At 40.6% G+C, this 26251-nt stretch carries 22 protein-coding genes; 14 read left to right on the plus strand and 8 right to left on the minus strand.

Going from position 1 to position 26251, the window contains the following annotated elements:
- Positions 1–50: 50 nt before the first annotated feature.
- Positions 51–1370 carry a xylose isomerase gene (xylA, locus tag KO534_RS03430; protein WP_215927268.1) on the minus strand — a complete coding sequence of 440 codons (1320 nt, stop codon included), beginning with the start codon at positions 1368–1370 and terminating at the stop codon, positions 51–53.
- Positions 1367–2836, minus strand: a complete 1470-nt coding sequence (gene xylB, locus KO534_RS03435; RefSeq protein WP_215927270.1) for a xylulokinase — start codon at positions 2834–2836, stop codon at positions 1367–1369. Before xylB ends, xylA begins: the two co-directional genes overlap by 4 nt.
- A gap of 164 nt (positions 2837–3000) precedes the next feature.
- Here xylB and KO534_RS03440 point away from each other — a divergent pair, with 164 nt between their 5' ends.
- From KO534_RS03440 to KO534_RS03465, 6 genes are all read left to right on the plus strand, one after another.
- The gene (locus KO534_RS03440; RefSeq protein ID WP_215927272.1) at positions 3001–4227 is read left to right on the plus strand and encodes a XylR family transcriptional regulator; all 1227 of its coding nucleotides are present in this window, start codon (positions 3001–3003) and stop codon (positions 4225–4227) included.
- A gap of 178 nt (positions 4228–4405) precedes the next feature.
- A complete protein-coding gene (locus KO534_RS03445; RefSeq protein ID WP_215927274.1) occupies positions 4406–4927 on the plus strand; it encodes a hypothetical protein in 522 nt (173 codons plus the stop codon).
- Between the two features lie 209 nt (positions 4928–5136).
- A complete protein-coding gene (locus KO534_RS03450; protein ID WP_215927276.1) occupies positions 5137–5472 on the plus strand; it encodes a zinc ribbon domain-containing protein YjdM in 336 nt (111 codons plus the stop codon).
- A 2-nt stretch (positions 5473–5474) separates the two neighbouring features.
- Positions 5475–5927 (plus strand): hypothetical protein, encoded by a 453-nt coding sequence (locus KO534_RS03455; protein ID WP_215927278.1) that lies wholly within the window; start codon positions 5475–5477, stop codon positions 5925–5927.
- A 299-nt stretch (positions 5928–6226) separates the two neighbouring features.
- Positions 6227–7717, plus strand: a complete 1491-nt coding sequence (locus tag KO534_RS03460) for a SulP family inorganic anion transporter (protein WP_215927280.1) — start codon at positions 6227–6229, stop codon at positions 7715–7717.
- Positions 7718–7727: 10 nt separating this feature from the next.
- On the plus strand, positions 7728–8579 hold the full coding sequence (locus KO534_RS03465) for a universal stress protein (protein ID WP_215927282.1): 852 nt from the start codon (positions 7728–7730) through the stop codon (positions 8577–8579).
- 46 nt (positions 8580–8625) lie between these two features.
- Here KO534_RS03465 and KO534_RS03470 read toward each other — a convergent pair whose 3' ends face one another.
- On the minus strand, positions 8626–10374 hold the full coding sequence (locus KO534_RS03470) for a lysophospholipid acyltransferase family protein (protein ID WP_215927284.1): 1749 nt from the start codon (positions 10372–10374) through the stop codon (positions 8626–8628).
- A gap of 350 nt (positions 10375–10724) precedes the next feature.
- Here KO534_RS03470 and pyrC point away from each other — a divergent pair, with 350 nt between their 5' ends.
- The 6 genes from pyrC (at position 10725) to KO534_RS03500 (ending at position 17022) form a co-directional block, all read left to right on the plus strand.
- Positions 10725–11756 (plus strand): dihydroorotase, encoded by a 1032-nt coding sequence (pyrC, locus tag KO534_RS03475; protein WP_215927286.1) that lies wholly within the window; start codon positions 10725–10727, stop codon positions 11754–11756.
- A gap of 51 nt (positions 11757–11807) precedes the next feature.
- Positions 11808–12605: a substrate-binding periplasmic protein gene (locus KO534_RS03480; protein ID WP_436836568.1), complete on the plus strand. Its 798-nt coding sequence runs from the start codon at positions 11808–11810 to the stop codon at positions 12603–12605.
- Between the two features lie 95 nt (positions 12606–12700).
- Complete coding sequence (locus tag KO534_RS03485) at positions 12701–13390, plus strand: crotonase/enoyl-CoA hydratase family protein (RefSeq protein WP_215927290.1); 690 nt, start codon at positions 12701–12703, stop codon at positions 13388–13390.
- Positions 13391–13422: 32 nt separating this feature from the next.
- The gene (gene dbpA / locus KO534_RS03490; protein WP_215927292.1) at positions 13423–14802 is read left to right on the plus strand and encodes an ATP-dependent RNA helicase DbpA; all 1380 of its coding nucleotides are present in this window, start codon (positions 13423–13425) and stop codon (positions 14800–14802) included.
- A 78-nt stretch (positions 14803–14880) separates the two neighbouring features.
- Positions 14881–15372, plus strand: coding sequence for a DUF3592 domain-containing protein (locus KO534_RS03495; protein WP_252731930.1), 492 nt, complete (start codon positions 14881–14883; stop codon positions 15370–15372).
- A 180-nt stretch (positions 15373–15552) separates the two neighbouring features.
- Positions 15553–17022, plus strand: coding sequence for a sensor domain-containing diguanylate cyclase (locus tag KO534_RS03500; RefSeq protein ID WP_215927294.1), 1470 nt, complete (start codon positions 15553–15555; stop codon positions 17020–17022).
- Positions 17023–17264: 242 nt separating this feature from the next.
- Here the strand turns inward: KO534_RS03500 and KO534_RS03505 are convergent, their stop codons facing one another.
- Positions 17265–17879 (minus strand): TetR/AcrR family transcriptional regulator, encoded by a 615-nt coding sequence (locus tag KO534_RS03505; RefSeq protein ID WP_215927296.1) that lies wholly within the window; start codon positions 17877–17879, stop codon positions 17265–17267.
- 100 nt (positions 17880–17979) lie between these two features.
- Here KO534_RS03505 and KO534_RS03510 point away from each other — a divergent pair, with 100 nt between their 5' ends.
- Entirely contained in the window at positions 17980–19122 is a 1143-nt protein-coding gene (locus KO534_RS03510; RefSeq protein ID WP_252731931.1) for an MBL fold metallo-hydrolase, read from the plus strand.
- Positions 19119–19973, plus strand: coding sequence for an SDR family oxidoreductase (locus KO534_RS03515; RefSeq protein WP_215927298.1), 855 nt, complete (start codon positions 19119–19121; stop codon positions 19971–19973). Before KO534_RS03510 ends, KO534_RS03515 begins: the two co-directional genes overlap by 4 nt.
- 108 nt (positions 19974–20081) lie before the next feature.
- Here KO534_RS03515 and KO534_RS03520 read toward each other — a convergent pair whose 3' ends face one another.
- From KO534_RS03520 to KO534_RS03535, 4 genes are all read right to left on the minus strand, one after another.
- The gene (locus KO534_RS03520; protein ID WP_215927300.1) at positions 20082–20963 is read right to left on the minus strand and encodes a universal stress protein; all 882 of its coding nucleotides are present in this window, start codon (positions 20961–20963) and stop codon (positions 20082–20084) included.
- Between the two features lie 282 nt (positions 20964–21245).
- A complete protein-coding gene (locus KO534_RS03525; protein ID WP_215927302.1) occupies positions 21246–22343 on the minus strand; it encodes a tyrosine-protein phosphatase in 1098 nt (365 codons plus the stop codon).
- Between the two features lie 63 nt (positions 22344–22406).
- Positions 22407–24935: a TonB-dependent receptor gene (locus tag KO534_RS03530; RefSeq protein WP_215927304.1), complete on the minus strand. Its 2529-nt coding sequence runs from the start codon at positions 24933–24935 to the stop codon at positions 22407–22409.
- Positions 24936–25083: 148 nt separating this feature from the next.
- Complete coding sequence (locus tag KO534_RS03535) at positions 25084–26250, minus strand: hypothetical protein (protein WP_215927306.1); 1167 nt, start codon at positions 26248–26250, stop codon at positions 25084–25086.
- Position 26251: the final 1 nt, after the last annotated feature.

The following is a 26251-nucleotide window of genomic DNA, read 5'->3' on the forward strand; positions in this document are numbered from 1 at the left end:
CTAGGCATTTTTAGAAAGCAAAGTTGATTTAGTTTCGGTAGAGTAAAACTTTAACCAAATAATACACGATTAACTTTGTTTTCAAGCAACTCTTGCTGACCACTAACATGCTTAGGCTGTAAGTTATTGCTTACTGTGTGACTAGCTAATGACTCTAGGCTATGTTGACCTTTCAAAACTGATTGACCAAAGTTTTGTCCCCAGCCTTCATAACGTTGTGAAATTTTGTCGGCAATAAAGTCACTTTCCAATATCGCCGCTGCCTTTTTAAGGGCTAACGCCATGTGATCCATGCCACCAATATGTCCGTGGAATAAATCTGCAGGATCACTACTTTGACGACGTAACTTACAATCAAAGTTCAAACCACCGGTAGTAAAACCACCTGATTTAAGAATCTCATACATGACCAAACTTAGCTCTTCAACTTCATTTGGAAATTGGTCGGTATCCCAACCATTTTGTGCGTCACCACGGTTGGCGTCAATACTTCCGAATAAACCTAAAGAAATAGCAGTGGCAATCTCGTGATGAAACGAATGGCCTGCCAAAGTGGCATGGTTTGCTTCAATATTGACTTTGAATTCTTGTTCTAATCCAAATTGTTTAAGGAAACCATAAACAGTCGCAGTATCGTAATCGTATTGATGTTTTGTCGGTTCCTGAGGTTTGGGCTCTATTAGTAGAGCGCCTTTAAAGCCAATTTTATGTTTATGTTCCGCAACCATGGTAAAGAACCGGCCCAACTGCTCGCGCTCTTGTCGCAGGTCTGTGTTGAGCAAACTTTCGTAACCTTCACGCCCGCCCCATAATACGTAGTTTTCACCGCCTAGACGCTGGGTGGCATTCATGGCGTGGAATACCTGAGTTGCACCATAACTGAATACGTCAGGGTTAGGATTAGAAGCACCGCCTGCGGCGTATCTCGGGTTACTGAATAAGTTGGCGGTTCCCCATAATAACTTGAGTCCGGTTTCAGATTGTTTTTGCTCAAGCACATCTACCATGGCAGAAAAGTTGTTGACGTAATCATGGATGCTGTCGCCTTCTGGCGCTACATCTATGTCGTGAAAACAATAGTAGGGGATATTTAACTTGCTAAAAAATTCAAAGGCAACATCCGCTTTTTGTTTCGCCATTTGCATCGGATCCCCGGGTTTAAGCCAAGGTCTACCAAAGGTGCCTTGACCAAATACATCGGCACCATCCCAACAAAAGTTGTGCCAATAGCAGGCAGCAAAACGCAGGTGTTCGGCCATAGTTTTACCCAAAACAACTTGATTGGCATCGTAATGATGAAACGCCAGAGGGTTGTCCGACTCAGTGCCTTCAAATTGAATGCTGGGTATTGAATCAAAATAAGTGGTCATAAAATTTCCTTGTTAAAAAGAGTGCGTAATTGAGGATAGGTTTGTTTATAAACACTTCTTCGTTGCTCAAAAATGTATTGAGTAGAAGTGTTGGGTGTATGGGTTTGCACGGCTTCGGGTTGCGGGCAAATTTGTTTAGTGGTTAGGTTGGGCTCTATTGCCAATTGGGCGAGACGCGCAGCACCTAAAGCGGGCCCAACTTCTCCACCTTTTCTAAAAGTGATGCTGGTATTTAAAATATCTGCCATGAGTTGTCGCCAATAGGGACTTTGTGCGCCGCCACCAATAACGGTAATTTCTGTTGCTTGAGTGCCAGATTGATGTAGTGCGTCCACTCCATCAGCAAAAGCAAAACATACGCCTTCGAGTACCGCATGTAACATGTCAAGTTTGCTAGTGTCGTGGGTTAGTCCAATAAACGCACCTTTCGCCATAGGATTATTGTGCGGTGTACGTTCACCACTTAAATAAGGTAAAAAGTAAGGCGTTGTTTTTTGCTCAACAGGATGGGATTCAAGTTGTTCAAGTAGTTGCCCAATGTCTTCTTCTACTACTTGTTTCGCAAACCAATCTAGGCAACTGGCAGCACTGAGCATCACTGACATTAAATGCCAACGTTCAGGCAATGCATGGCAAAAGCTGTGTACTGCAAGTTCAGCTTGTTGGCTAAAATGATCGGTTACTACGAAGTAAACACCGGATGTGCCCAGTGAAATCATGCCTTGACCTGGTTCAACCAAACCAACGCCTATTGCACCGGCTGCATTGTCGCCTGCACCTGCTACCACTGGTACTTCAGATAATCCCCAACGACTGGCTAAATCAGTTTGCAACACTCCTGTGATTTGGTTGCCTTCAAAAAGTTGTGGCATGTGGCTCAATTTCAGGCCACATGCGGAGAGCAATTCAATATCCCAACAACGTTTTTGGGTATTTAGCCACAGTGTTCCAGCGGCATCTGACATGTCACAGGCAAAGTCACCTGTTAAAAGAAACCTTAGGTAATCTTTGGGTAACAGCACTTTATCGATTCGCGAAAATTTGTCTGGTTCATGGTGTTTTAACCAAAGCAGTTTTGGCGCGGTGAAACCCGGCATCATAATATTACCAGTGGTTTCGCGGCTATTTGGAACCCTTTGTTCTAGCTCGATACACTCAGCTGCACTGCGGCCGTCATTCCACAGAATTGCGGGGCGTATAACCTGAGCATCTCCGTCGAGTAAGGTTGCTCCATGCATTTGCCCAGACAAGCCTATTGCTTTTACTTGGGAAAGAAACGGGCCTTGACTTAAGCTATCCATTGCTGAACAAAATGCTAACCACCAATCAGTGGGATCTTGTTCGGACCACAATGGCTGTGGTCGAGACACTGTTAATTCCGCTGATTGTGAATCAACGATTTGGCCGGTGGCGTCGGTAATAATAACTTTTATCCCGGACGTACCTAAATCAACCCCTAAATACATCACAATCTCCGTAATATTTTTTGTGAATAGCATAGTGGCCTAGAGTTGAAAATCGCTCAATTACGAAATTACATAAATAAATTCCGTAATTTGTTATTTTATTGTTACTATATTTTTAGTTATTCTTACGTTGACTTTTAGTCAGGTACAAGAGGTATTAATCAGTGAAATACAGCAGACTAAGCGGGCAAGAAGGCAGGCAATACAGTATTAGCCTATTGTTTAATGCGAATAAGGTTTACGATCGTCAAGTCATTGAAGGTATCGGACATTACTTACAATCTACCAAAGTAGATTGGGACGTATACCTCGAAGAAGACTGCTTAGCTCGATTAAACAATCTTGATAATTGGGAAGTGGATGGAATTATTGCCGACTTTGACGATCCAGTTATGCAAGCGGCATTGATTGATTCACCTATCCCAGTCATTGGAGTCGGTGGTTCCTACCAGTCGGCTGATGATTACCCGAACGTGCCTTATGTGGCTACCGATAACGAAGCAGTGGTCAATTGCGCCTACCAGCATCTAAAACAAAAAGGCCTACAGCGATTCGCATTTTATGGTTTTCCACCAGATGATGAGCACCGTTGGGCCTTAGAGCGCGAAAGGGCGATTGTTTCTTTATGTGAAAAAGACGGTTTCAAGTGTTCTGTTTACCGAGGTTATAAAACTCAGCCAGATACTTGGCATTACAGTATGAATAGGTTAGCTGAATGGATTGAGAGTCTACCTTCACCTGTTGGTGTGATTGCCGTTACTGATGCGCGGGCACGACATCTGCTACAAGCCTGTGATAAAACTAATCGTCTGGTACCTGACCAAGTTTCTATAGTAGGTATAGATGACGACGACATCGCTCGAAACCTAAGTAGAGTCAGTTTGAGTTCAGTCAGTCAAGGCTGTTTTGACATGGGGTTTCAAGCCGCAAAATTATTGCATCGCCAGCTTAATCGACAAAAAGTGGACAAACCCTCGGAGCAAAAAGCAAAATCACCACCACGAGTTCTGGTGCCACCCATAGGTATTATCCAGCGCCAGTCAACTGACTTTAAAGCCTTGCAAGATACCTATGTCATTCAGGCTATGCACTATGTCCGGCAACATGCATGTAGAGGTATAAAGGTTGAGCAAGTGATTGATTATGTCGGTATTTCTCGCTCAAATCTGGAACAACGTTTTGTGCAAGAATGTGGTCATAGCATACATACAGAAATTCACTATGAGAAGCTAAACAAAGCTTGTAAAATGTTAACTGAAACAGATACGGAATTGTCCGAAATAGCCAGCTCCTGTGGTTATCCCTCAATTCAGTATTTATATGCAGTGTTTAAAAAACACTTTGGGCAAACTCCCAAACAATACAAACGAAACGCGGTAAATATGACCTAGATGAAAGTTTAAACCTTACTAATTAGTGATTTTGTCTAGGTAAAAAATGTTTAGAGCCATTAGTTGAAGTGAACAATTTGTAAGAAAAACATAATTCTAGCTGTGTATGATGAAATATATTCGTATTTCGCATGGTCGTGTAGAGCATGTAAAAAAGTAATTATAATATAGGAAAACTATGCTCAACTTTGCCATATCAATTGAGGACCAATTGGAAACGGTTCAACAGGCTAAAGCTTTTTTACACGACATCAGTGTTGAAAATTATCAATTGGTACTCAATCCCCATTTTATTAGTAGCGCTGGCACACATATGCGGCATATATTGGATCATTATTGGGCGTTAAAAGACGGATTGAACCAAGGGTTAATTAACTACAATTCACGGAATCGAAATTCTAGTATTGAATCATGTCCGCAAACGGCACTTGGAGAATGGCAAAAAATCGAATCATGGTTAACGGATGTCGATCATTTAGATGTCGATATGCCCCTTAACGTAGCCTGTGAAACCTCTATCAACAAAACTCAGAATACTCAGACTCAATCAACATTAGGACGCGAACTGGTGTTTGTTGCGAGTCATGCGATACATCACTTCTCTTTGTTGGCTGTGATTAATTCCCTGCTTGGCAACAAAGATGAGGCGCACTTTGGAATAGCTCCGAATACTGCATCATATATTCGTCAACAAGCTTAGTTGCCTATTTAAAACTTATGCTGATTTATCGAAAGCCTGAGGTCTGAAAAATAAACCCAATCAAACTCGACCCAATTGCAATTTGTTATTCACTGATTCATTGATCTAGCACATTCCTCGACTCGCTTTGTTGCTGGTAATTAAACGCTAAAACGCGGATAATTACGGGACATATTTCCACAACATATTTGTAGTAAGGATTTTTTGCAATGAGTGAGTTACCTCAATGTCCCCAGTGCGGTTCAACATATACTTATGAAGACCGTGATATGTACGTTTGTCCTGAATGCGCGTATGAGTGGCCCCAGTCTGGTGAAGTAGATGAAGATGAAAAGGTAATAAAAGATTCAAACGGTAATGTTTTAGCTGATGGCGATACAATTACAGTAATTAAAGATCTCAAAATAAAAGGCTCCTCATCTGTGGTCAAAGTGGGAACTAAAGTCAAGAATATTCGATTGGTTGATGGTGATCATGACATTGATTGCAAAATTGACGGTATTGGAGCGATGAAACTCAAGTCGGAGTTTGTTAAAAAGGTTTAACAATGAGTAATAGCAGGTTTCCAGCACATGGTTCTATGCGGCTTTCTATTCAAGGTCAGTTACTTATAGTTGAAGGTTCTGGTCCCGGAAATATAGAAATGGTTCAAGAATATCAGCAACAAGTTGTGGGGCTGCGTAAACAAATTATGCATGCTCCATGGGTTAGCCTCGCATTGCTTAGCGGCACACCATTAGTTTCACCTGAAGCTAAAGAGTTATTTATTCAGGTAGTCAAACAAGCCAAGTCTATGAATTTGCGAGCGACTGCTGTGGTATTCATCGAGATGGAATCTGCTGATCTAGTTCGTCAATTTTGGCGAGAAATTTATACAAGTGCTGGATTAAAGTTTAGTTTTTTTGACACTGAAAACGAAGCCCGTGATTGGCTGCAAAGTGTGTTAGAAAACGATTCAAACACAGATATTGAACAATCATCATCGGATGTTAGGCATTAGAATTTAACTGTTAAATTTGACAATAGTTAGCAGATTTCTAACTATCTCGAATTTGGTCATGAAACAAAGGCGTAGTTATAGTTCATCGCCTAATTTGTCACTAAATTATGCGAGCCGTTTATTCATTGTATTAAAATAACGGTTTGTATAAAATTCAAACCGACATAACGTCAAATGTGACAAATGAGAATTACGTCCCGTAAATTAGCTCTCCTTCTTAATGCGCCAATTTAGGTGTAATTTTTACAAAACACATATTATTTCCCTTTGGGACTCATGAACATTATTAGGTAGTCTGCATGGTTGAACACATTCAAAGAGATTGGCTTTCAAATATTCGGGGTGATGTGCTTGCTGGAATTGTAGTGGCATTAGCACTTATTCCTGAAGCCATCGCTTTTTCTATTATTGCAGGTGTTGATCCAAAAGTTGGACTTTACGCGTCGTTTTGCATTGCGGTAATCATTGCATTTGTAGGCGGGCGCCCTGGAATGATCTCTGCTGCTACTGGTGCCATGGCGTTATTGATGGTGACTTTAGTGAAAGACCATGGTTTGGAATATTTGTTGGCGGCAACCTTGCTTACCGGGGTGCTGCAGATATTTGCTGGTTATCTCAAACTCGGTGAATTGATGCGCTTTGTATCCCGCTCTGTGGTGACGGGTTTTGTTAACGCCCTCGCCATCTTAATTTTTATGGCGCAACTACCTGAGCTTATTGATGTGACTTGGCATGTTTACGCTATGACTGCAGCTGGCCTTGGCATTATTTATCTTTTTCCCTATTTACCGGTTATTGGAAAAGCGGTGCCGTCTCCCTTGGTATGTATAGTGTCAATGACATTTGTGGCGGTTCTAATGGGCTTAGACATCCGTACCGTGGGCGATATGGGGGAATTGCCAGACACCTTACCGGTTTTTCTGTGGCCGGATGTGCCGCTTAATTTAGAAACACTAAGTATTATTTTACCCTATTCAATCGGCCTAGCTGTTGTGGGCCTTTTGGAATCCATGATGACGGCTACAATCGTAGATGACCTAACCGACACCACTAGTGATCGCAACAAGGAATGCAAAGGGCAAGGTATGGCTAATATAGGCGCTGGTTTGTTAGGAGGAATGGCAGGATGCGCTATGATCGGGCAGTCCATCATCAATGTTAAGTCTGGTGGACGAGGCAGACTTTCCACCTTTGTGGCAGGCGCATTTCTGTTAGTGATGGTGGTTTTCCTCGATGATTGGTTACGTCTTATCCCCATGGCGGCATTAGTAGCAGTAATGATTATGGTGTCAATTGGTACGTTTTCGTGGTCTTCAATTAGAGACTTGCGTACTAACCCTATTTCTTCAAGCATTGTAATGATATCTACAGTGATTGTTGTTGTGGCAACCCATAATTTAGCCTTGGGTGTACTCGTTGGTGTATTGCTAGCTACGTTGTTTTTCGCCAATAAAATTGGACGTTTTATGGTGGTTAAATCTGATTTTTCAAAATCAGAAAATACCAGAACGTACGAAGTGATTGGGCAGATATTTTTTGCTTCTGCAGAACAATTTATCAAGTCATTTGATTTTAAAGAAGCGGCTGAACAGGTAGTGATTGACCTTACTCACGCCCATTTCTGGGATATCACCTCAGTGTCCTCATTAGATAAAGTGGTGATTAAGTTTAGGCGTGAAGGCGCTACTGTGAGCATCATAGGTATGAATGAAGCCACAGCAACAGTGGTCGACAAGTTTGGGGTGCACAATGACCCCAAAGAAGTTGATAAATTGTTAGGCGGACATTAAGGAACAAGTAATGACAAAAATAATGACCTGTGTGGATGGTTCTGCAATAACAGATGCCGTTACTGACGCGGCAATTTGGGCTTCAAAAAAACTCAATAAGCCAATATGTTTTTTACATACACTGGAAAAGGAACAACAACACGGCGCCGACGACTTTTCGGGGGCCATTGGGCTTGGTGCTCGGTCTGCATTGCTAGAAGAAATGACTCTGTTAGATGAAAAAAGAGGCAAAATAGCGCTACAGTTAGGAAAGGAGTTACTCAATACTGTCTCTCAAAAAGCACATAGCGCGGGTGTTAAAGATGTAGAAATGATGCAACGTCATGGGGATATCGTCGACGCCACTGAAGACTTATATGATAAAACTCGACTCATTGTTGTTGGTCGATGTGGTGAAGGTCATGACGGTAACTTTAGTGCTCTAGGATCTCATGTAGAAACCTTGCTTCGCAAAGCTTGTCATCCAGTGTTAATTGTTCCTGCCAAGTTCAATCTACCCAGCTCTTTTATGGTGGCATATGATGGTAGAGATACTGCTGACATAGCGCTGCAAAAGGTGATAGAGGGAGGTTTGTTGCATGGATTACACTGTCACTTAGTATCAGTTAAGAATAATGAGACTGAGTTAAAAGATAAACTTGATCTAGCCAAACAAAGGATGCAAGACGAAGGTTTTACGGTGTCGTCTGCGTTTATTGAGGGTGATATTCATCAGTCACTTATGCAGTACAAAACCGCTAATAAGATAGATTTGATGGTAATGGGAGCTTTTGCCCATTCTAAATTACGGCGGTTTTTTGTGGGTAGCAATACGCTCAAAATGCTGGAACATTGTGATGTACCTTTAATAGTGCTTCGTTAGCAGTCGAGTTTGTTGCTGTATCCGCTTTATTTTCACCGCCTAGCATCTATGGCGTTATTTCGGCGTCTTTATACGCTAACCAGTTTTCACCTAGATATAATTTAAGTAATTTATGCGGTGCCCGAGGCAAATCCACACTAAGTAACAATCCAGGGGTATGGTTAAAACTTTTATCAATACCTAAACAATGAAAAACCGCACCTAGTTTGTTGTAGTGCTTTAGTAAAATAGGTACATCTTTGCCGTCTGGTTCAATTCCTTTGAGTAAAGCCGGGAGATGCTCTTTTAGTCCATATTGTTTGGCAAAATCTTGTACTTCAGGATGCAGCTGGTGTGAGAAGGGCGTTATAGGAGCCACTTTGTCAGTAGGGGTTACCATGGCTTGTTGGATAACGGCTGCACTGCGAACATCATATAATTTACTAATTGACACTGTGCCATACAAAGTCCGGTATTGGGGGTATTGGCAAACAAACGCGCCAATGCCTCGCCACAATAAAAACAACCCTAAAAAACTACGTTGATATTCGGGAATTAAGAAAGAGCGTCCCATTTCTAAACAAGGTTGTTGTTGGTTTACAAACTCAGGACCAAAATCAAACATTCGATTTAAGTATAAATTGTCTATATTTCCATCGGATAACAACTTGTCGGTCTGCCCCATTCGGTATGCTCCGATTATTTGCCCAGTTTCGGTTTTAGTGACAAACAAATGGGTATAGGTAGCGTCGAAGTGGTCGGTATCGAGAGGTTCACCGCTGCCTTCGTTATGTTCGCGAAACACCTTTTCCCGTAGACGCGCGATTTCATTTACTGTGTTTGGTATTTGATTTTGATAGCCAAAATAGACAGAGAAATTTTTATGATCAAGTAAGTGTTGTTCCTTAGGCAGTTGCCTAAGTTCCTGTAAAATTATTTCTCCTGAGATAGTTTGTGCAAGAGGTTGTTGCTTTGTGACGAGATCCGCTGGCCATTGTTGTTGTAAATTAGGATCAAGTAAATAACTTTGCGCGCGAAACAATTCCGTTTGTGTGTCAATTTGAATGTGTTTTGCATAATGTTTGGCTGCAATGGGGTGTCCTGCTGTAACTGTTATTTGAGCATTGCGTTTGTTGATTAATTCTCGAGGTAACATCAACATTCGAAATCGAAAGTACACACGTCCCAAACGATAAAATAATGGGCTATTAAAGCCACTCACAAATATCGGTAAATACTGTGCATTTACGCGGTTGGTTATGCTGGCAACCAATCTATTCCAGTTATGATCGGCGATTCGTTGCGTATCTTTATGATAATAACTGACCCGTCCTGCGGGGAAAATAAGTAAGGCTCCGCCAGATTTTACATGTTTTAAGCAGGCACGAATTGAAGGGGAATTCTTGGGGTTGCCCTCTGAGAGCGGGTTAGTAAAAATGAAGTAGTCTTCAAGTTCCGAAAAAATTTTCAATCCTTGGTTAGCCATCACTTTGATGTCTGGGCGCACTTTTTCGATTGCCCAAGCTAGAAAAACGCCTTCAATTCCCCCGAATGGGTGATTACTAGCCAATACTAGTGGACCCGACTTGGGAATATTGGCGTGTAGTGCTTCTAGCCCAGATAATTGGATATTAAGTCCATCCAATAGCTTTTTTGAAAAACTCGTTTTGTCTAACCCAGCAAGACCATTTTCACGGTATAAGTCATCTAACTTATTGATTGCCAATATACGATCTAATAATTTGATGAGTGTTGTGTTAAGGAAGTTTTTTTTATTATCCGGGACTACATTTAGCAGGCTGATGGCTGCAGGCATAAAACAATTCCACAAACGAGATGACCAATTTATGGCGTCAATAGTGCTTTATTTTTTAGAATAATTCAGTAAGTTCTTGAGTCAAATCAAGCTATGTGTTCTGAGTTTGGGTTACAATGTGTCGCTACCTTAAAAGTATCCTTAACAAAAACAAAAGGTTAGGCCTTATTGTTTGTTAGACCACTTTTTGAATGCAGGTGGTATTGGAAGTGATGGCCGATTTCGAATTTGGGTTATTGAGTAACTGAAACCACAATTATGCTTTGAGTGAGGTTTTTACAATGGGATTTAGGGCATAATACACATCTTAGTCTCAGCGGTTTATTGTAGAAAATTAAAGCAGGAAAAAAATGCAACAGATTACTATCACCACACCAGACGATTGGCATTTACATTTTAGGGATGGCGACATGCTTGGCGAAACCGTTCCAGCTACTGCTAGATGTTTTTCTCGTGCTATTGTTATGCCGAATTTAGTGCCGCCAGTTGTCAACGCCCAGTTAGCTAGTGCATATAAGTCACGCATTTTGGCTGCCCGACCACAAGGCAGTCAATTTGAACCTTTGATGACATTGTTTTTAACCAATAAAACCACTACCCAAGATATCATAGATGCCAAACAATCCGGTGTAGTCGCCGCAAAGTTGTATCCAGCTGGTGCAACTACCAATTCAGCGCAAGCAGTGAGCGGCATAGAAGCCTTGTATCCTGTATTCGAGGAAATGCAAAAACAAGGTTTATTGTTATTGGTGCACGGTGAAGTAACAGAGCATCACATAGATATATTTGATAGAGAAAAGGAATTTATCGATCAATATATGCTTAAAATAGTGGCAGCTTTCCCTGAATTAAAAGTAGTGTTTGAACATATTACCACCAGTGATGCCGCAGATTTTGTTATGAGTAGCACAAATAATGTGGCAGCCACCATTACACCACAACACCTGTTGTTAAACCGTAATGATATGTTAGTCGGAGGAGTAAGACCGCATAACTATTGTTTACCGGTTTTAAAGAGAAGTACTCATCAACAAGCTTTACGTAAAGTAGTAGCAAGTGGCTCGAGTAAATTTTTCTTAGGCACAGACTCGGCTCCCCATGCTAAACACGCTAAGGAAAACGCTTGTGGCTGTGCCGGCTGTTATAGTGCTTGGAGCGCATTGGAGTTGTATGCGCAGGTGTTTGATGAACTAGACGCCTTAGATAAATTAGAAGGGTTTGCTAGTTTTCATGGGGCTGATTTTTATGGGGTACCACGTAATACCACAACTTTGACCTTAGTAAAGGATAGTTGGGTTGTGCCTGAGTCAGTTACATTGCCTAGTGGAGAAGCCATGGTGCCATTCTTTGCCGGAAAAACGGTAGATTGGAAATTAGTTTGAAGATTAAGCAATGTACTTTGCTAAAACCTACTTTATTATAAAGAGATGAATGTGTATCTATTTACATTAGGTAAGGTTTGGCTAACAGTCTCTTTGATTTGGCTTTTTGTGGGGAGCACTCCACTTTTAGCCAATGACAATGCAAAGGTGTTGCGCTTGGCCGTTATATATGTAGAAGAACCTCCTTTTGTCTACACCAAAAACGATTCTGAATATTTAGGCATTGTACCGAGTTTGGCTAGGGCCTTGAGTCGTGAATTAGGAATGCGCCTCGAATTCTTACCTACAGCAAGAAAAGGGTTAGAGCAGTCTCTTATAGACGGAAAAGCCGATACGACTTGGTTGTCTCCAGACTGGGTAATGAATAAAAGTAAACTGATATTTTCTGATTCAGTCTTTTTACACAGAGAGTTTCTTTATAGCAAAGAACCTTTTATAGAAAGTAGTAACCCGTTGGATTGGCTGCAAAACAAAACGATCTGTATTCGGCAAGACTACCAGTATCCAACCTTAAATCGTTTTTTCGATGACGCGGTTGCCCAAGCGGTCAAAGTGTCTAGCCAAGTTCCCTTGGTTAATTTACTAATAAAAGATCGCTGTGACCTAATGTATGTAAACGAGTACAGGGAAAGTTGGATGATTGCGAGTTTAGGGATTAAACATAAGATATGGCGTTCATCTAAAGCATTGGCAGAGTCGGATTTAGGTTTTATGTTTAACCATAATTGGCGAACTAAAATGCCACAGATTAATCAAGCCTTGGTGAGTATTAAAGATTCTGGAGAGTTAGAAACGATTATACAATCCAATATTCAGCCTAAGGTTTTAACAACGCTCGCTAGCAACTAAGTTTTACTGATAGTTGCTCATGCAAATTTATAACTTGCCCTTAACCCTACTAATGAAAGATAAAGAGCCTTCCACTTATACTTCAGAGAACAATTATGACTGAACTCGTAACCTGTAATATTGAAAACCAAGTCGCCACCATTACGCTTCAAAATGGTAAAGTAAACGCTATTTCCCATCAAGTAATTGACGAACTCAACTCAGCTCTTGACCAAGCAGAGCAAGCGCAAGCTGTAGTTGTTTTAACCGGACAAGCGGGTATGTTTTCTGGCGGTTATGATTTAAAGGTTATGAAAGAAAGCATGAGTTCGGCCATGGCGTTGGTTGAAAAAGGCACCACACTTACTCGGCGTATGTTGTCGTTTCCTTTTCCTGTCTTAGTGGCGTGCAGTGGCCATGCTATAGCTAAGGGCGCATTTTTATTGTTGGCAGCCGATTATCGAATTGGCGTTGATGGCGCATTTAAAATAGGTCTAAATGAAGTTGCAATAGGTATGACTATGCACCATGGTGGTGTAGAATTAGCCCGTGGTAGATTGGCACCAGTATTTTTTAACCGTTCTGTAATTTTAGCGGAAATGGTCTCACCTAAAGAAGCGGTTACCGCAGGATTTTTAGACAAAGTTGTTAGTGAAACGGAATTTGTCGTGACGGTTCAAGCAATCGCTAGCGCAATGACCAAATTAGATATGAAAGCCCATCACCAGACAAAATTAAAAGCACGAGCAGAATTATTGCAATTGCTAGATGAATGTATCGAAAAAGACCGTCATAGTAGCCTCTAAACTACTTGACCGGCCTAACAAATGAGAATGTTTTGAATAAAGAATTTGCTTCACTGGGATTAAATAACGCTTTGCTAGATAATTTGGAATCTATGGGTTTCAAAGAAATGACTGATATCCAAGCAATGAGCTTGCCAGCCATAATCGCGGGCAAAGATGTTGTCGGCAAAGCTAAAACCGGTAGCGGGAAAACCGCCGCTTTTGGTTTGGGGTTATTGCACAATTTAAAAGTGAAACGATTTCGTGTTCAAGCTTTGGTTATGTGTCCTACTCGTGAGTTGGCTGAACAAGTGGCCTTAGAGATCCGTAAGTTAGGTCGTAGTATTCATAATATCAAAGTATTGACTTTGTGTGGTGGTACACCTATGGGGCCTCAAATTGGTTCGTTAGAACATGGTGCGCATATTGTGGTAGGAACGCCAGGGCGCATAATGGATCATTTGTTTCGAGGCCGCTTAGACTTAAGTGAAGTCAATACTTTAGTGTTAGACGAAGCCGATCGTATGTTAGACATGGGCTTTGAAGTAGAAATGGCGAAAGTCATTGATGCTGTACCACTTGAGAGACAGACTCTACTGTTTTCAGCGACTTACCCCGATTCAATCGCGCAAATAAGTAAAGATGTGCAGCGTGATCCATTAGAGGTAAGTGTTGAAGCCACTCACGAAACTAACAGCATCGAGCAGTTGTTTTTTGAAGTGGAAGATCCCCATCGGATCAAAGCTGTAGCTGCGATGTTAAGCCATTATCAAGCTGAGTCAGCCATAGTATTTTGCAATACAAAAATTGCCTGTCAGGAAGTCGCTGATGAATTAACGAAATTAGGCGTATCGGTTTTGGCCCTACATGGTGATTTAGAGCAGCGTGATAGAACTCAAGTATTAACCCGCTTTGCTAATAGAAGTGTGTCTGTACTTGTTGCTACAGACGTCGCTTCACGTGGGTTAGACATCAAAGAAGTGAATGCGGTTATCAGCTATCAAATCACGCCAGATCCTGAGGTGCATATTCACCGAATCGGTCGAACGGGTCGAGCAGATGCCAAAGGGTTGGCATTAACACTCTGTTCAGCAAAAGAAATTCCAAGGGCGAATGCAATTGAAGATTACCAAAAATCCAAAATCAAGTGGACGGGTATTCAGGCTTTGCGTTTTCATGCTAACCGTTTAATCCAGCCAGAATATGCCACTATTTGTATCGACGGAGGCAAAAAAAGCAAAATCCGCCCCGGTGATATTTTAGGCGCGTTAACTAAAGATGCGGATATCGCTGGTGATGATATCGGTAAAATTAATGTCACAGCTACCCATACCTATGTAGCAGTAAAAACGCGCAGTGTTAAGCGAGCACTTAAACAATTTAATGAAGGCAAGTTAAAAGGGCGCAAATTTAAAGCGAGAAAATTGAGTTAGGTAAATCGAGTAGAACAACTTACTCATTGTCGAACTGTTTGCATAGCACAATATTTTACCTAAGAGGTAAGCAGGCCAATGCTTGAATATATTATAAATATGTGGGATTTGGCTGTACAGGGCGACAGGCAGGGAATATGGTTTTGGGCATCTGTTTATACTTTTTTAATATGTAGCTATTCAGCGCTATTTCAGTCGCTTATCCGCACATGGCCCAGTACCAAAGGTCAGCTCATGCACCTTGGGCTTGATAAGTTTGGAAGCACAATGAATTTCTCTGAGCAAGATTATATGCCTGAAGCGCTGTATACCTACCAAATAGCAGGTAAAACTTATCAAGGTAAGCGAATTTCGCCATGGATAATCGTCGCTAGCCATAACGCTCAGTTTGTACTTAAAAAGCAGCTTGCTAAAGTCGAGACTTTTGCTGACAACAAAGTGAAAATTTTCTACAAGCCTTCTAACCCTGCAAAAAGTTGGCTTATCTTACCCAGTAAATTTGGGATCACCATGACTATTTTAATCAGTTTACTACCAGCACTGAGTTATTGGCTAGAATTTTACAGCTAACGCCAGTTACTTTTTAGTTGTTAGAGTAAAATCGAATATGCCCCATAAAGTACTGTTTAAATTATGATTATTAGTGTATTCATATTTCGTGTTGGGGGACGTCAATACTAAAGTCTAATGGTTGTCAGCAAGTTAACACTGTAACTTGTGCGATAATCCTTCTCTCTCACTGGCCATTTAATGCCTTTTTGGAAAAAATACCTTAATCCAAAATTCTATTTAGTTTTACTTATTATAGTATTTTCAGTTGCATTAAGTGCCATAGTCTCTTTGTCGAAATCTGTAGAGGACCAAAGTTTACTTGAACTTAAAAGTCTAACCCCTGCGTTCGATATTGTTAGCCACGAAGTGCTAAAACCACTGTTTATTGCAGAGACTGTAGCTAGAGCTTCATCATTAAAGTCCCATATGAATGATGAAGTGATTGACAGTAAAAAAATGATAGCGCTACTCAATGAACTGTCGAAAGAGTTTGAAATGAACTTTTTTGTGGCCAGTGAAACCAGTCTTACCCAATATTTTTCAGATGGTTCAACATTACCGCTTAATTCCGAAACAGTGGAATGGTATTTTCGAGCAAAACAATCGTCACTAAATATAGTGGCTGGCTTGGGGAATAGAGAAGACATTCATATTTATTTTGATATTAAAATTCATAATGAACAAGGAGAGTTTTTAGGTTTCATTGGTGTGAGTAAAAGACTAAATAGAATTATTTCTTCTTTTGAAAATATTAAAAATACCTACGACTATGATTTTATCTTTGTTGATGACAATGACGATATTGTGCTTTCTTCTGATAAAAGTTTATTGGCCGATGGTAAACGCATAAAAAACTTACAACAACTGCCATGGTTTCAAGCATTCACTCCAAAACAACGTTCCGGACAGCAATCGAACGATAATATTTTAGTTGATGTAGAAGGAAATGACTTCTTAGTCACTAAGGTGGAACTCAAGGCGCTTAACTGGAAACTCTTTTTAGTTAATTCTTTGCAAGTAAGACAGAGTGAAACAATTAAGTTGTTTCTAATACAAACTGTAAACTTTATGTTTGTTTTGCTGTTGGGCTTATTAATTGCAAGGATTGGCATACCTTATATTCAAGCTGAGTTTGCGAGCAAATATCAAATTGATCCTTTAACTCAATTGCCAAATAGAGCGCATCTGGAATGGCGCTTTAAACAATTTAAGAAAGATAAACAAAGTCTCGGTGCAATTATTGTTGATATCGATCACTTTAAGATGATTAACGATACTTATGGTCACGCAGTGGGCGATTTGATTTTATGCGAATTTGCAGAATTGCTTAAGTCACAGCTTCGTGAGGTTGACGTCATTGCCCGTTGGGGTGGGGAAGAGTTTGTTATTTTATTACCGTCTACTGAATTTCACACAGCTTATGAGGTAGCTGAAAGGGCGAGAGTTGTCATTTCAAATCATAATTTTACGGTCGGCGATAAAAAACTAAGTATGAGTGCTAGTTTTGGAGTGGCATTCAGAGCGAGAGCCTACAAGTTAGTAGATATAGTAACTCATGCTGACCACGCTCTTTATTTGGCGAAGCGAGAGGGCCGAAACACAGTGCGTACCACTAATGATCTCAAGAGCAATGCACCACTAAAGGTTTCTAACGTTAGAGTAACTTAACAGCTTATTTAATGACTTGGGTCATGCTGATTAAATGGTCTTTGGTGTTCGATATTAATCTTTGGTTATTTTTCAGGTGAGCAAAACTCTATCAATATCGTGTTAACTAAAGGTATAGAGAGGCAGCTTATCTGGCTAGACGCTGATTTATCAATTATTAAACTTGTATCTCAGACACCACCTTCCCAATATTCTTTATTTGAATGCGGTACTCGTAAATTGGCAATACAGCTACAACCAATTCAACTTTGTACTTGGTATTGGGTCAAAAACATTTCTACAGCTGAGTCTATAATGTGCTTATATTTGGCAGGTTCTGGGAAGTCTCCGAATCCAATAATTTGTGGCCAATAAGCAAATGACTTGAGTAAGCTACTGAATTGAGTGGCTGCTATATCAATATCATCAATAGCGAGACGCCCATCTTCTGTGGCATGTTTCAGCCAAATGTTGAGTCCACTTTCAGCATCAGCAATGTGTGCCAAAGTTTGCTGTTTAGTATTTTCACTATGTAAACATTCAGCGATGATCAGCCGAGACACACTAATAAAGGTCGGCGATTTCAGTAGTTGCATTTCTTGATCAGCAATAGTGGTTAATTGCTCTTTCAAGGTGAGCGTTTTTTGGTAGGGATAAACTGTAGCGGTTAGCGCTTGCTCCCACATTATAGAAGTAATCTCAACAAACAATGCGTCTTTACTTGGGAAGTGATTGTATACGGTGCGTTTCGACACATTGGCCGTTTTAGCAATTTGGTCCATGCTAGTTTTTTGGAATCCGTGACTGTCGAACTCTTGAATTGCCGCATTTACGATGTCTTGTTTTTTACGGTCGCTTAAGGTCTGTTTGTCTTGCATTAGGTTACATGTGTTGGCTTTTTAAAATATTTTACACTCATGAGTTTACTTTTTCAATTTTAAATGTAAACTATACGGTGTAGTTTACATGGAGTGAAAAATGAAGAGTGTTAATACAGTCAGCTTGAAAGTGATCTATCTGATTATTTTGACAATGGCAACAAACCAATTGAGCGCGGCACAACCAATGAAATATAACGAACAATACAATCAGCGATTAAATACTAGTCATATTGCACAGGGGGCTTATATCAATGCAGATCCCAAGGTTAAACAAGACATGTCGAAACTTGGCAGTATTTTAAAACGTTATATTTTCGAAACGAGAGTTGACTCAGAGCCGACCAGCGTGCCACTGCGAGAAGTCGATATTGATGTGTTGCAAAAAACTTCAAGCGATGCGGTATATCGATTGGGGCACTCTAGTATGTTATTGAAATTAAATAATCAAATTTGGCTGACCGATCCAGTATTTTCAGAGCGCGCGTCACCGGTGCAATGGATGGGGCCCAAACGTTTTCACCCTGTACCGATTGAATTGCAGGGATTAACAAAGATTAAAGGCGTGATTATTTCCCACGATCATTATGACCACTTAGATAAAGCATCGATTCAGTTATTAAATGACAGGGTTGAACATTTTATTGTGCCACTTGGGGTAGATAAACACTTGCTCGAATGGGGTGTACCCAAAACCAAGATCCACGCACTCGATTGGTGGCAAGAACTTAATATTGATGGTGTGCAACTTGTGGCGACTCCTGCCCAACACTTTTCAGGTCGTGGCGTCTTTGATAGTAATCACACATTATGGGCATCTTGGGTGATTAAAACTCAACAACATAGTTTATTTTTTAGTGGTGATAGCGGTTATTTCGACGGCTTTAAGTTAATTGGAGAGCGATATGGTCCCTTTGATCTCACTATGATGGAAACTGGAGCATACGACAAAGACTGGGCTGACATCCATATGCTGCCAGAACAAAGTGTGCAAGCCCATCTAGATCTGAATGGGCGAGTGTTATTGCCTGTTCACAACGGCACTTTCGATTTAGCACTGCACCCTTGGTATGAACCCTTTGCGCGCTTAGCGGTGGCGGCAGTAACTCATAACGTGGAAATTGCCACGCCAGTAATGGGTGAAAAAGTGTTACTTAATCAGCCTAGAGAAAATCAATCTTGGTGGGCTAAACAGTCTACTAGTGTCACAGAATCACAATATTTGTTGGGAGAAGTAAAATGAATAAGGTTGCCTTAATTACAGGTACATCAACAGGTTTGGGGCTGTCATTAGCGGTTAAAATGTCACAACAAGGATTTAAAGTTTACGCCACCATGCGGGACTTGAGCAAAGCGAATAAGTTACAACAGCAGGCCGCTGATAAAAATCTAGACATAGAGATTTATCAGCTAGATGTACAAGACAATGCAAGCATTCAAAAGTGTGTTGAAAAGGTGATCGCACAACAAGGCAAAATAGATGTTTTAGTTAACAACGCCGGTGCTGGTTTTGTGAAAACGACAGAGCATGCAACTGAATCAGAAATTGATTGGGTAATGGATGTTAACTATATGGGGGTGGTGCGTTGCACTAAAGCCGTTTTGCCTTATATGCGTAAAGCGCGCAGTGGGCATGTTATCAATGTGACGTCTGTAGGAGGATTAGTTGGGCAGCCGTTTAATGAGTTCTATTGTGCCGCAAAGTTTGCTGTTGAGGGCTACACCGAGTCTTTGGCTAGCTATGTGCAACCAACTTTCGGTGTGAAGTTTTCTTTAGTCGAACCCGGTGGTATTAGTTCTGAGTTTGCGTCCTCTGTGCTTGCGCAAATCGAAGGTACTGGTGGCATGGTTGAAGATGAATATTTGCCCGTGTTACAAAAATACATTGGAAATGCTCAGCAAAGAGCAACTTCAGAAGGCTTGTATCAAACATCTGACGAAGTCGCTGATGTGGTATTGCAGGTAGCTAACAATAATGCGCCACCTGTTAGAGTCAGAACGTCTGAGTGGGCTGAAAATTTTGCGAGCTTAAAAACTAAGGTGGATCCAGATGGCTTTAAACAGCAGCAACAAATTTTTAAGAGCTTACTTTAGGTTTTTAGTTATTTGGTAGTTTTAGCCAGATGCTGCGTAACGATAGCCTAAACAAAGTGAAACTATGAACAACCTTGTTTAGGCTTGTAAATTAAAGTGTGTTACTAACTAAGGTTGTATTACCAAAATATCAGTTTTTAATAATCCCAAAACACTTTCTGAGGTGTTACCCATGATTTTAGCCGTGATTCCTTTACGTCCAATACTGCCCATTACGACTAAACCTGCTGAGCATTTTGAAGCAATACTTGGAATCACTTTAGCAGCGGGACCCGCTTTAAAATGAATATTTGCCAATGGTATATCGTAATCCCCAAGCATGGTTTCGATGATAGGTAGGTATCTCGATTTAGCGTCGTTTACTAAGGTTTTTTTATCAATGATACCTAAGTCTTTTAATACCGGTGATATAGGGATGCTGTAACAAATATGTAGCGGCATATTGGCGTTAGTGGCAAAGGTGATCCCTGCATCAAGCAATTTTTGATTCAGTTCTTGTTTTGATGTCGAATGAGTACCTAAGTCAAGTGATACCATAATGGTTTGTTTTTTACGCCATTTTTTTTCTGCCACAATTAATGTAGGTACAAGGTTGTTGCGAATTAGATGCCAATCAGTGGGTACGTAAAAAAGCCCTTCGCTGCGATGACCTGTTTTAATAATTAAATCGTAAGCATGTGACTCGCAATGTTGCTTGACCCAGCCAACTATATCTTTTTCCCACAACACTTCACATGAAGAGTCATCTTGTAGATTCAGTAGTGCTATTTCACTTTTAAGCCACTTATTTCCAGAAGATATAATCTTATTTTGGATATCATCTCGTTGCTCTTGATTTAATTTAGCCGCGAACTTAGTTAAATTTTCGTAATGAAAGGCCACAATATGTAATTTGGCTCCGGTACGCTTACACAACGACTTGGCATGTGCTAAAGCGCTTTGCTGCTTGTCTTGTTGATCTGCAATTACCAAAACTTTTTCAATTTTCATCTGTGTATCCTGAACATTTCTTTGAGTTGTATACTAGTCATTGTAAGCAGGAAGGCAATTGATCTACAACAATAAATATAAGTAGCTTGGGTTTATTATTGCATTTACGTTCAAAGCTACGTTTTTAAATCAAGTTGTGCATTTGGCTGTAGCTTTAACATGAGCAGGTTTGTAACGTAGAAGTGTAAGTTTTGCCTGCTCTTGTTTGGAACAGGCAATGAATATCATTTTCAAAAATTGATAATTTAGAATGGAACATGCCTTTTATTGGTAGATCTATTCTTAGTTCAAATAATATTTACGAATTTGCTGTAGTTCATCATCACTTACCTTTAGTTCTTGTTGAATGTAATTCAAAACTGAGCCAGAAGTGGTTTCCATATAAGCGATGGCTTCTTCAATCATAGGTCGTCTAACGCCTGCAAATACTTTAACCACGTCTTTTGGTAGCTTGCTAAAAAACGCGTACATTTTTTGTTGCTCTGGATCCATATCTTCGGGAGCATGGAACAGCTCGTTAGGATCAAGATATTGCTCAGATAATAAGTAATCTTTGATTGCAGTTTCTTTATCCACGCCTAAGGCTGTTAAAATCAAAACACCCGCAACACCTGTGCGGTCTTTGCCAGCTGTACAGTGAAACAACAGTGGTTCGCCAGTGGAAGCGAGTTGGTCAAACATTTGGCTGTAATTTTGTGTTTGTTGTTTGACAATTTCTGGATACATTTTTGCAAACAGTCGTTCGGCTTTTTGTTGGTTTAGTGAAGGATCCATCAATACTTTAGCAAACTCCTGCATGTCTACTACTTGAGAGTAATCTTCATAGATAAGGGTCATGTCACCGGCTTTCCATTGCGTAACTTCAGAAGCTCGTTCATTTTGGTCACGAAAATCAATCACACTTTTAATACCTAAATCAGCAATATAATTATAATCGTTATCGGTTAGATTCGATAAAATGCCTGAACGAAACAATTTGCCTAGTTTGACGGTTTTTCCATCGGTTGTTTGGTAACCACCTAAATCGCGGAAATTGCGGCCTTTTTCTAAAGGTAACAAACGGCTGGCTGAACTGGCCTGAGTCCCGTTTTTGGGTCGGATAGTAAAATATTTACGTTGATGTGCTCCTTGTTTAGGCCACTGAAATTGGTTGCCTGTGATTTCAGCGACAACTTTGTGATTTTTGCCACTGATTTCGCTAATGTCAGAAGCGACTAGCACTTCTACAGTTTGAGTGTTGTCTGTGGCAAGCCAATTCAGCTTGTAAGTGGAGTTTGCCTGATCAAAAGTCACATCCAATGCAGAAATGTTGTTTTCAGGAATAGCACTACATGCAGCTAACGTGAAGGCAACGATTGACACTATAAATAGATTTTTCATTGAAATTTTCTCTATCTTAAAAGGGCAAAGTGCCTAACACTTTGCCAACAATAATGAGTTAAATTAGTAACTAATACGAACACCGGCCATGTAACGTTTGCCATATCGTTCAATTTGATTCGGTGTTGCCTCGGAACCTACATAACGCACATCAACTGCATCAAGTAGATTGTTCGCGTTGAAGTAAACTGAAACTTCGCTACCAGCAAAATCCATAGGTAATGCGTAACTGACGGCGAAATCCATGCGTTCTTGACCGGCCCAATATTCTGGTTGTGATACGTTTTCTGTGGTTGAAAACCAGTCGTCACGGTTTTGATAATTTAGACGAACCGATAAACCGTGATCTTCGTAAAATACCGAAGCATTAAAGATGGTGTCTGAGGTGCCAGGTAAGCCAAATTTTTCACCGTTTAAGGTTTCAAATTCGCTATTAAGCAAAGTTAAATTGGTACTGAAACCAAACCCGCCTAAGGCGTCAAAAAAGTCTGAAGCGACATACATTAGATTGAACTCTAGGCCACTTAAGTTTCCATCACCTCCGTTGACAGATTGCGAGTACATCCAAGTTTGCCCGGCGAGTGATGGTATGTAATCTCCGGCATCGATTGCATTAGAGTTGGCATAAATAACATCGTTGATTGAGCGGTAAAAAGCGGCCACTGAGAATAGGCTGGCGTCACCCATATACCATTCGTAGGAAAGATCTGTTCCAAAGGTTTTTTCAGCGTCGAGTTGTGGGTTACCAGCTGATACTTGGCTAAAAGCCGGTAGTATTGACGTGGTAGCACGCCATTCGTTGTAGTTTGGGCGACTAACACCTGAAGTAAACGACCAGCGTAGTTTTTGCTGTGACGACAAGTCGTAGTTGATATGAACACTAGGTAAAACATTGGTGTAGTCATTAGCACTCTCACCATCTGGCCCGGTAGAGGTGTAATCGGTTTGCTCTATACGCAGCCCCCAAACAATGTTGCCCCAGTGCATGCTTGTAGTCGCCATTCCATAAATAGACGTGATGGTTTCTTCAATATTGATCTTGTCATTTTCGGAAATATCAGCTGCTGATAAATCTCCGCTAATTGCTTCCCAATCATTTCTAAGGGCCACATTGTCGTAGTAGGTTCCGCCAATACCATGACTAAAGTCTGTGCTCCAAGGATTGCAAGTGTTGTAATCATCTGGATTTAAGCCAGTCATCATAAAGCTATACAAAGAAGCGTCACTTAGGTCATACACAAAACCATGACCTGTTGCTTCTCTATCATCAGAATTTACGCCAAACTTCACTTCATTATCTAAACCAAACAAAGTGATATTTTTGGAGATATCAAGTTTTATTTGAGTGGCGTCAATGTCCATTTTGCTAATAGCGTTCAGCACTATGTTAGCGGCATACTCAGTATCATTGATAGAAGTCGCGGTGGTGGTGGTAGGTAGGAATAGTTCAACAGCCGGATCTTCTAGGTCGGTAATATTGTAGTTAAGGGCAACAGAACCACCTACGCCACGAAGAATCGGTATATGTGTAAAGTTTTCTGTTTCGGTAGAACTGATCCTGCCGTCGATTAGCCACCCTTTATGGTTATAGTCAAAACCTATAGTATGGGTTGCAGTAGAGTTATGGTAATTCCCGTCTTGCAACATGCGTTCAACTAACACCAATGGAACGTAGTTTTCACTGCCACTAGGTGCCGTTGCTTCAATGGCTTCAACACCCCCTTCAATGTCTAACACATATTGATTACGCAGTTCATGGTCATTAAATTCACTGGTAAGAGAGGATAAAAAGATACGTCCTTTGCCGTTGTCTAGGCGATACTCTAGCTTGCCACCTGTCGCTTCATCTTCGCGGGTGACAAAGTAACTTCTAAAATCCATAGAGCCAATAGTATTGTTGTCTAACCAAGAATATTCCCGGTTGTCGGTAATTTGCTCACGAGAATTTTTGGAGGTATATAACATTGCTCCCCAATTTTGATTTGAGTAAGACAGCTTTAGGGCGGTTTTTTCTATGTCACCACCACCTAATTCTTGCTCACCCATTCCTAGGTCTGCATTGAATGAAAAGCCTTCAAAGGCAAAAGCGTCATGAGTCTCTATATTAATGAACCCTGCCACAGCGTCACCCGGCATATCAGGAGTAACAGCTTTATTTGCTTCCAAGCGACTGGTTATAACGGACGGAAAAGAGTCAAACCGAGCTACGCGGCCATTTTCAGCGCCAGGGATTACTACCCCATCAATCGCGATAGGTGAATATTTAAAGGGTGCGCCACGAAAATTAATATAACGTGCTTGCCCCTGGTCTCGTTCTATAGCGACACCTGGCACGCGACTTAATGAATCGGCCAAATTTTGGTCGGGAAATCGCCCTATAGTGTCAGAGGCAATGATATCCATAAAATTGGTAGAATTTTTCTTGGCGTTTAGTGCTGCTTTTTGACTATCCAAAATAGGGGAGGCAGTCGTGACCACTTCATCTAAAACTCTGTCTTCATTGGTTTGCTGCGCACCCGCGTGAAATGCAAGGGAAGTCGCTAAACCTAAGGATACCTGTAACGCTAATTTTCTCAGCTTATGGGCTGCCATTTTCGTGTTCCTATAGTTAAAAGTTATTTAATAGGTTGTTGAATTGGCGGCTATTGTTCTCGCTAAGTATTGCAGTTTGGTTAAAGTAATATCTAAGAAATAATATAGATATCTCTAAAATCATATATGATTGATTTCTAAATGATTATTAATCAAATTTAGGGAGGTGTATTTGTTGGGTTTTTAGTTTTAAACGATATCTAAACCGTGATGTTTGCATATCTCTTTCAAATTCGAATAAAAAATTTGGTGCAATATCGTCTCCCAATATGGCTGATATCTCGTCTTTAATTTTATTGCGATTCTGATCTAAGGTTTTAGCACGTAAACCATTTCTTTCCAGTTCGTTAATCGCTTTAGCATGACCATTCAAACGTTGCATCAGATTCATTATTTGGTGCGAGTGAATGGTATCAGGTTTGTCTGTGGCGGGATTAATAAACCATCCCTGATTAACATTAGTTGCTTTGTATTGCGCGTACCAAAGAAGGTAATAAAAAGGGGTTTTTGATAACTTAATGTCAATATCACGTATTACAATGGTACTGGTTTCAGGCTGAAAGCTAAGGGTATCGTCCAATAGTGCCGTGGTTAGAGCTTTGTCGAATTCATTGGGGAATAGCTGTAACGCTCTACAAAACCAATGAGTTTGGTATTCGGTAAGGCGTATGGTGTGGTGCTCACATAGCCACAAAAGGAGTGCACGAATATCTATCTTAAAATTGTATTGGTGACAATAATTCACTATGGGAATGAGATGCTTGTAGTGCGCTTCTATGGTTTGAGCTATTTTCTGTGACTCAGGAGTACTTGAACCTGCTTTTAACGCTTGTTCAATTAATATTTGTTGAGTCTTAGATCTTGGCTTAGGCGCAAGCAGCCATATGACTAATAACAAACAAGCAAAGATTAAACTCGTTAGCATGAGTCTAGGCCAATTCGTTTGGCAATCAAACTTAGCTTGAGCGAGGTACCAGTCATTTCCGAACAACCATTTTATTTGGATATATTCTTGTTTTATTAGCTTGTCATTTAAACTTACCAGCTCGATTGAACATGCTTCTATGGTTTCGAATGGACTGCTAATCTGGACTTTCTGTAAATCAGCGTTGATCCTCTCCATGATAGATTCGGACATAGAGAGCTCGTCGATTTGGCTGTAATAAGTTTGCTGCAACTTAGGGCGTATGTTTTCAATTAGCTTTTGTTTAACAAACAGTTGTAAACCTAATTGACTGGCGCTAAACGAAGCAGCGCTTAACATAAAACTAATGACCACTAAAAAAATGCTAGGGTGATTTAAATATTTATACATA

The sequence above is a fragment of the Paraglaciecola arctica genome, from assembly GCF_018861065.1.
In the GTDB taxonomy this organism is placed as follows: Bacteria; Pseudomonadota; Gammaproteobacteria; order Enterobacterales; family Alteromonadaceae; genus Paraglaciecola; species Paraglaciecola arctica_B.

What these genes read in the sequence shown, in the direction of transcription:
- KO534_RS03465 (WP_215927282.1), top strand. Translation starts at nt 7,728, where the DNA reads ATGACAAAAATAATGACCTGTGTGGATGGTTCTGCAATAACAGATGCC.
- KO534_RS03520 (WP_215927300.1), bottom strand. Translation starts at nt 20,963, where the DNA reads ATGAAAATTGAAAAAGTTTTGGTAATTGCAGATCAACAAGACAAGCAG.
- KO534_RS03450 (WP_215927276.1), top strand. Translation starts at nt 5,137, where the DNA reads ATGAGTGAGTTACCTCAATGTCCCCAGTGCGGTTCAACATATACTTAT.
- KO534_RS03460 (WP_215927280.1), top strand. Translation starts at nt 6,227, where the DNA reads ATGGTTGAACACATTCAAAGAGATTGGCTTTCAAATATTCGGGGTGAT.
- KO534_RS03515 (WP_215927298.1), top strand. Translation starts at nt 19,119, where the DNA reads ATGAATAAGGTTGCCTTAATTACAGGTACATCAACAGGTTTGGGGCTG.
- KO534_RS03510 (WP_252731931.1), top strand. Translation starts at nt 17,980, where the DNA reads ATGAAGAGTGTTAATACAGTCAGCTTGAAAGTGATCTATCTGATTATT.
- KO534_RS03525 (WP_215927302.1), bottom strand. Translation starts at nt 22,343, where the DNA reads ATGAAAAATCTATTTATAGTGTCAATCGTTGCCTTCACGTTAGCTGCA.
- xylA (WP_215927268.1), bottom strand. Translation starts at nt 1,370, where the DNA reads ATGACCACTTATTTTGATTCAATACCCAGCATTCAATTTGAAGGCACT.
- KO534_RS03455 (WP_215927278.1), top strand. Translation starts at nt 5,475, where the DNA reads ATGAGTAATAGCAGGTTTCCAGCACATGGTTCTATGCGGCTTTCTATT.
- xylB (WP_215927270.1), bottom strand. Translation starts at nt 2,836, where the DNA reads ATGTATTTAGGGGTTGATTTAGGTACGTCCGGGATAAAAGTTATTATT.
- KO534_RS03505 (WP_215927296.1), bottom strand. Translation starts at nt 17,879, where the DNA reads ATGCAAGACAAACAGACCTTAAGCGACCGTAAAAAACAAGACATCGTA.
- KO534_RS03535 (WP_215927306.1), bottom strand. Translation starts at nt 26,250, where the DNA reads ATGTATAAATATTTAAATCACCCTAGCATTTTTTTAGTGGTCATTAGT.
- pyrC (WP_215927286.1), top strand. Translation starts at nt 10,725, where the DNA reads ATGCAACAGATTACTATCACCACACCAGACGATTGGCATTTACATTTT.
- KO534_RS03485 (WP_215927290.1), top strand. Translation starts at nt 12,701, where the DNA reads ATGACTGAACTCGTAACCTGTAATATTGAAAACCAAGTCGCCACCATT.
- KO534_RS03530 (WP_215927304.1), bottom strand. Translation starts at nt 24,935, where the DNA reads ATGGCAGCCCATAAGCTGAGAAAATTAGCGTTACAGGTATCCTTAGGT.
- KO534_RS03500 (WP_215927294.1), top strand. Translation starts at nt 15,553, where the DNA reads ATGCCTTTTTGGAAAAAATACCTTAATCCAAAATTCTATTTAGTTTTA.
- KO534_RS03495 (WP_252731930.1), top strand. Translation starts at nt 14,881, where the DNA reads ATGCTTGAATATATTATAAATATGTGGGATTTGGCTGTACAGGGCGAC.
- KO534_RS03445 (WP_215927274.1), top strand. Translation starts at nt 4,406, where the DNA reads ATGCTCAACTTTGCCATATCAATTGAGGACCAATTGGAAACGGTTCAA.
- KO534_RS03470 (WP_215927284.1), bottom strand. Translation starts at nt 10,374, where the DNA reads ATGCCTGCAGCCATCAGCCTGCTAAATGTAGTCCCGGATAATAAAAAA.